Here is a 6,328-nt window from a genome sequence, read left to right as displayed (position 1 = left end):
AAGAAGCATTGTTTGAATTTAAAGTAAATCCATATACATTAACGGTGAAGGAAATACAGGAAAAGTATAATTTATAAGAGGTGATGTTTTGAAATACTTACGTCGTGAATTAAACCAAGTAGAACAGGAATATTTAAAACAATTTGGCGAAGATTCCTTAAATCGTGTTATCCTTCATGATCCTAATACAAAGGACAAGCAAGAGGTTCAAGATACAATTGATATATTGAAAGAAGCAATAGCAAACAATAAACCTCTAGAACAAGTGCCAGAGGATATGTGGAATCTTATTGAATTCTAATGTAAAAGACACATTGCAAATTATAGCAATGTGTCTTTTATGTTATAGATTATACAGTTCTGGTTTACGATCCCTGAATATATTGATTTTGTTGCGAATGTCTTCGACAACATCGAAATCAATATCTACAGTAGCAATACCTTCCTCAGTATTCATTTCTAATAGATTTGTACCCCATGGATCATATACGGCGGAGTGTCCCGTACTTTGGACGCGACCAACCGTGCCACAGCCGTTTACAGCACACACGAATAATTGATTCTCTATGGAGCGTACTTCATTAAGTACTTGCCAGTGTCGTAGGCGCATAGTAGGCCATTGAGCTGGCACAAATAGCAATTCTGTATTCGGTAATGCTGCCATGCGCACTAATTCTGGAAAGCGGATATCGTAGCAAATAACGGTGCTACACGGAATGTCATCTAACTCAAAATGTGTGGTGTGCGTACCGCCTGCGAAGTATTGATCTTCTTTCGCTGGACTAAAGCCGTGCATTTTAGAGTACTCTCCAACGAGCGTGCCTTCTCGGTTATAGGCATAGGAGGTATTGAACACGACATCATTTTTAGCAACTGCTACAGAGCCACCTACGATGTTTACGTTATGCTCTTTCGCAAATGTACTTAATAATGATTTAGTTCGTTCTCCGTTTCTGTCAGCGATGTTGATTAACTCTTTTGATGGATAGAATCCGGTATTCCAAGTTTCTGGTAATACGATAATATCTGGGTTTTCAGAAAGTGATTGAGAGAGTAATTCTTGAACACGAGTATAGTTATATTCTACGTCATTTACATGGACGTCCATTTGAATAATAGTTAGGCGTTTTTTCATAGTAAATCCTTTATTTGATGAAATGGTATCGTTTATGTGAAATATATTATAATTAAAATATTAAAACATTATTGAGTAGATTACAATCACGGGTAAACAATTCGCTAGTTTTTACTATTCTCCTTATAAATGATATAATATAAGTTATTAAATTGTGTCTATATAAAGGGGGACCTATGAAACGATTTTCATTGGTAGTGCTTTTCACAATTGTAATTGCTACAGCGTTAGCAGGATGTGGAATGCTTTCACAGCAAACGACAGAAAATGAAACTAAAACGCCACCTACACAACAGGTTACGATGGTACATCCGTCGGGAGTTCCGGTACTCATGTATCACAAGATTGGCGATGATAAAGATAATGATGCGGTTATCCGCGAGGATTTATTCCGTCAGCAAATGAAGTTCCTCAAGGATAATGGGTACCATCCGTTGACGATGGATCAATTATACGATTATGTAGTTAATGGTGCAGCGGTACCTGAAAAGCCCGTAGTACTCACCTTTGATGATGGTTATGCAGATACATACTCTATCGTGTATCCATTGATGAAAGAATATGGTTTTGCTGCTACTGTATTTGTTAATCCAGGCGATGTAGGAACGCGGCTTACATGGGAACAGCTAAAAGAAATGAAAGACAATGGTATAACTATTTCTAATCATGGATTCCAACACGTGGAAATGGGCCAACTTTCAAAAGCAGCACAAATGGAAAATATTCAAAAAGCACAACAAGCGTTAGCTGATAAGTTAGGAATTACAGATAACCCTTGGTTCTGTTATCCCTATGGGGACAAAAATAAGGATACCGATGCTGCCACAAAAGACAGTGGTATAAAGATGGCAATGGCTATGAAGTCCGGTTGGGCTCATACAGGGGATAATCCATACAATATTTTACGTGTTTGGGTTGGTAATGCCGTAGACATCAAGCATTTTGAAGAACGAATTAGCACTGAACATTACAGTGATTTATAAGGAGATATACATTGTTTAAAAAGAATTGGGTAAAGTTCATCATTATGGTGTTCTTATTTACCGCAGTCACATCACCATTCGTGGTATTGTTTGGACCATTTAATAATGTAAAACGTGCCGTTATTGGTGCTATCTTACAATCTCGTCATCCTCAATACATTACATGGCTATTCAGCAACGATGAATTGCAATCTATTTTGGGGACAGTAGGCGTTGTAAAGAGTCAAGATTTGTTTAAATTTAATGCTCGCGAAGATAAAGACTTAAAATTGGAAAAAATTGAGTCTTCTCGTTATGTAGGGTACGTGCTTGAAATTCCAGATCCTCGTCGTATCCAAGTTGCGACAGCTGCAAACATTCAAGAAAAAGGGGATACTACAAGTAATATTGCTAAAATGAATGGTGCCGTAGCGGCTATCAATGGCGGTGGCTTTCACGATCCTAATGGTACTGGTACAGGCCGCTTGCCATATGGCTTTATCCTTCACGAAGGGGATTATATCATCGGTAAGGATGTAGGTCCTGATGAATCTGTTGACTTCGTAGGTTTCTCCAAATCTGGCAACCTCATTGCTGGCAACTATGATAAAACTGAATTAGCTGATATGAAAGCTATGGAAGGTATTACCTTTGGGCCACCTCTTATCGTAGATGGTAAGAAGATGATTACAGATGGCGATGGCGGTTGGGGCGTAGGTCCTCGTACGGCTATAGGTCAACGTAAGGATGGTACTGTGTTGTTCGTTGTAATCGACGGTCGTCAACCAGGTTATTCCTTGGGTGCTACCTTGCGTGATGTGCAAGATGTACTTTATGAAAAGGGCGCATACATTGCGGCTAACCTCGATGGTGGCTCTAGCTCTACATTGTATTTAAATGGCAAAGTTGTAAATAAACCAGCCGATTTGTTAGGGGAACGGATGATTCCTACGGCGTTTATCGTGAAATAGGAGGAACAATGAAACCTTTTACGCGTGTACTGAGCGCCTTTGCGGTAGGTATTCTACTGCAAGGAGGGGTGTATCTGTACCTTGATCAATATATGTTTGCACCGACTACAGAATTTAACGTCTCTGGTGCGTCTAAGGATGACACGAAAAACTTCCCTGACGTAAAGGAGGGACGTAAATACGTATCTTATGACCATCAATTTATGGCTGTTGTTACAGATGAATCTCTTCGGATTTATAAGGCTGGTGAAAGCAAGCCCACAACGGTTAGTTTGAAAGGTCGCTCCATTAGCTATTTTGACTGGATGCCAGATCGTAACTACGCAATTATGGGCCTGTATACGGACAACAAGGTTGTTATGGCTCGACTCAATGCAGATGATCCGGAACACGAAGTAGATACAGAACTTGAAGATGTACCAAAGGGTAGTCGCATTGTTGATGCGGCATATTCCGAAGCGACAAATGTGGTGTACATGAAGGTAAAAGTTCGTGAAGGTGCATACCGGATTTACAGAACTGATGCGAACTATGATACGCGTCGCGTTTACATGCAAGCTACGGACATTGGTCGTATTGCTGTATTCTATGATGAAGATAATTTCTTCTACGATAATGCTAAAACTGGCGACATCTTCATGTTTAATGGTATCGAAGGTGGTTGGCGTGTTATCAACCCACCTGGACGATTCCGTTTGCTTGGTGTAGATACTAGCAAGACCATCTATATTGCTCGTGTCGATGAAGATAATAATGTATTAACTGTATACTCTGGTAAATTAGGCGTAGGATTTAAACCTATTTATAAATATAATAATCCGACTACCTTGTCTGAAGTAACTATGAATGCGGTGAAAGAAATTATTGCCAATGGCAGTGATGATACGACCAAAGTAACAGAAGATAACGATAAATCATCTAAAGACTCTAGCTCTAAGAAAAAGAATTAATATAAAGCCTTTATAATCGCAGGTTATAAAGGCTTTATTTATAAAATTATTTAGTTTTATACGACATAATTCAAGTTGAACTCATATATATTTCGTTATAATCGGTATATGAGTATACGAGATGATGATTTAACGGGCGATGATAATACATGAGAAAGGCGGTTGTCAATGAATATATTGTTTGTACGGCTCAGTTATATTGGTGATATACTGCATGCCACAGCCGCCGCAAGGTGGATAAAGCAACAGTATCCGGATGCAAAATTACATTGGATTGTTACACCTAGCATGGCTGAACTATTAGAACATAATCCCTATGTAGATCATATAATTCCTTGGGAACGGGATGAATATGAGGCTCATTCAAAAAAATTACACCTTCGTACCATGTGGAATATGTGGTGGGATTTACGAAAATGTTTAAAGCCTTATCACTTCGATATAGCTGTTGATGTACAAGGCCGGCTTATTACGGGACTTGTACTATTGGCATCTGGTGCACCTATACGGTTAGGATTAGGAGGTACTAAAGAACTGAATTGGTTATTTACTAATTACAAATCGAAGAATCGGTCAAAGCATGTTATAGAGCAATATCTTGATGTAGCTAAATTATTGCCAGGTGCATTAAACACAGAGACTATCCCTGTTGAGACTAAGAATATGAATCTAATGGATCTCATTGTAACAGCTGATGAGCAACAACGAGCTAAATTCGAAGTAGAAACGGCGTTTGCAGAAAAAGATAGACCATTGATAGGTTTAGTTTTAGGTTCATCATGGCAGACTAAGTCCTGGCCTTATGAAAAGTGGCAACAACTAATTGATTCACTATCCTATAGAAGCAATTTTATATGCTTGGGTGGACCAAAAGAAGCACAAGAGTTTGAAGATTTGATGCAACATGTAGAGAAAGAGAATTTGCCAGTTTACAATAAATTAGGTAAGACTACTTTACGTGAAATGGCGGCTCTTCTTGGTGAATGTGAGGTGGTAGTGGCCTGTGATACGGGTGCACTACATATGGCCGTGGCTCTACAACGCCCTGTAATAGCTTTATTTGGCCCTACAAACCCTGCAGAGTGGGGACCTCTGACTGGAACCTATAAAGTGCTACAAAATCATGATATGGACTGCTTGGGGTGCCGTAAACGAAAATGTCCGAAGGGAAAAGCGTACTGTATGTCTGGTATTGATCCAGTTATGGTGAAGGAACATATTATTGAATTATTAGGTGTAAAGAATTAGACTTAAATAAGAGTGATAATATATAAAGTTAGTTAGAATACGCATTATGTTGGTCGTCTAACTAGTAGAATAGGAGTATATAATGGCAAAGTTTAAAATTCAAAAAGGCTTATCAGACGCAGAAATGATGAAGCAATGGGGTGGAAATGATAACTTTGAAGAAACTATGATGCAGGCGGAACGCAATGCAGCGAAACCTGTGATTCATCAAAGTCCTAAGCAAACACAAGATGCATTTTATCGTGAATTTTTAACTGAGAAGGTGGAAACACTTATCGGTAAGATGTTGTTAGACATTAAAATGGAGTATTTTAAAGAGGGCGAAGGGGCATTCTCTATCCAAGTAAAACGAGATGGAAAGAATATTGTTCTTGAAACAGCACCTAAAAAGGTGAAATAAAAAGTATATTTGAAATAGAAAATGTATATTCATGAATATTAGATTGCTTTTGTCAGTTATCAAAAAAAGTGATAACGAGATCTGTAAATCAAGATAATTCGTTGTACTACATTAATAAATACTGATATACTTTCGTACATAAATAAAAATTATAACGATATGAGGATTAGTTTGCTTTTACATTCTCATTAACATACTCATTTGGTGATGATTAAAAATGCAAGATAAAATCTAGCATAACAAGAGTTTTTGGTGATTTTTTTTACACTTTTATATCAAAAATGCATGCTTTTTGATGATAAATAAGCATAATATACTTGTTGACAAAGAATTTTAGAAGTAGTCTAATATAAGTATGTTCCAATAATTCCTAGCACATTTTACCTACATAAGTAGGAACTATAGGAATTGTTGATAAATAGGTATGAGATAGTCATTGAGTGTATGTATAAAATTACATCACCTTACTATTTCGAATTGGAGGATTAACATGGCTAAAAAATTAAGAATCTGTGAAACCGTTCTTCGTGACGGTCATCAATCTATTTTGGCAACTCGCATGCGTTACGAACAAATGGAACCAGTGCTTGGCCTTTTAGATGAAATCGGTTATGAAGCTCTTGAATGTTGGGGCGGCGCTACTTATGATAGCTGTCTTCGTT

7 protein-coding genes and 1 pseudogene are annotated in these 6,328 nt (G+C 37.8%); 7 read left to right on the top strand and 1 reads right to left on the bottom strand.

Annotated features, from left to right (window positions below; translation table 11 throughout):
• Positions 1–88 precede the first annotated feature (88 nt).
• Positions 89–301 carry a hypothetical protein gene (locus RYP29_RS07825; RefSeq protein WP_311532955.1) on the top strand — a complete coding sequence of 71 codons (213 nt, stop codon included), beginning with the start codon at positions 89–91 and terminating at the stop codon, positions 299–301.
• 42 nt (positions 302–343) lie between these two features.
• Here the strand turns inward: RYP29_RS07825 and RYP29_RS07820 are convergent, their stop codons facing one another.
• Positions 344–1,135, bottom strand: a complete 792-nt coding sequence (locus RYP29_RS07820; protein WP_311532953.1) for a carbon-nitrogen family hydrolase — start codon at positions 1,133–1,135, stop codon at positions 344–346.
• A gap of 176 nt (positions 1,136–1,311) precedes the next feature.
• On the opposite strand from RYP29_RS07820, the gene RYP29_RS07815 reads away from it, so the two are divergent.
• The 6 genes and pseudogenes from RYP29_RS07815 to RYP29_RS07790 form a co-directional block, all read left to right on the top strand.
• Entirely contained in the window at positions 1,312–2,118 is an 807-nt protein-coding gene (locus tag RYP29_RS07815) for a polysaccharide deacetylase family protein (protein WP_005380216.1), read from the top strand.
• 11 nt (positions 2,119–2,129) lie between these two features.
• Complete coding sequence (locus tag RYP29_RS07810; RefSeq protein ID WP_005377648.1) at positions 2,130–3,068, top strand: phosphodiester glycosidase family protein; 939 nt, start codon at positions 2,130–2,132, stop codon at positions 3,066–3,068.
• A gap of 8 nt (positions 3,069–3,076) precedes the next feature.
• Complete coding sequence (locus tag RYP29_RS07805; protein ID WP_005377691.1) at positions 3,077–4,018, top strand: hypothetical protein; 942 nt, start codon at positions 3,077–3,079, stop codon at positions 4,016–4,018.
• Between the two features lie 168 nt (positions 4,019–4,186).
• Positions 4,187–5,266 carry a lipopolysaccharide heptosyltransferase II gene (gene waaF, locus RYP29_RS07800; protein ID WP_311532952.1) on the top strand — a complete coding sequence of 360 codons (1,080 nt, stop codon included), beginning with the start codon at positions 4,187–4,189 and terminating at the stop codon, positions 5,264–5,266.
• A gap of 82 nt (positions 5,267–5,348) precedes the next feature.
• Complete coding sequence (locus tag RYP29_RS07795; RefSeq protein ID WP_005382186.1) at positions 5,349–5,666, top strand: hypothetical protein; 318 nt, start codon at positions 5,349–5,351, stop codon at positions 5,664–5,666.
• Between the two features lie 490 nt (positions 5,667–6,156).
• A pseudogene (locus RYP29_RS07790) lies at positions 6,157–6,328 on the top strand (oxaloacetate decarboxylase subunit alpha); the annotation flags it as partial.

The sequence above is a fragment of the uncultured Veillonella sp. genome, assembly GCF_963534045.1.
Taxonomy (GTDB): domain Bacteria; phylum Bacillota; class Negativicutes; order Veillonellales; family Veillonellaceae; genus Veillonella.
This window is presented reverse-complemented; position numbering and strand designations above follow the sequence as displayed.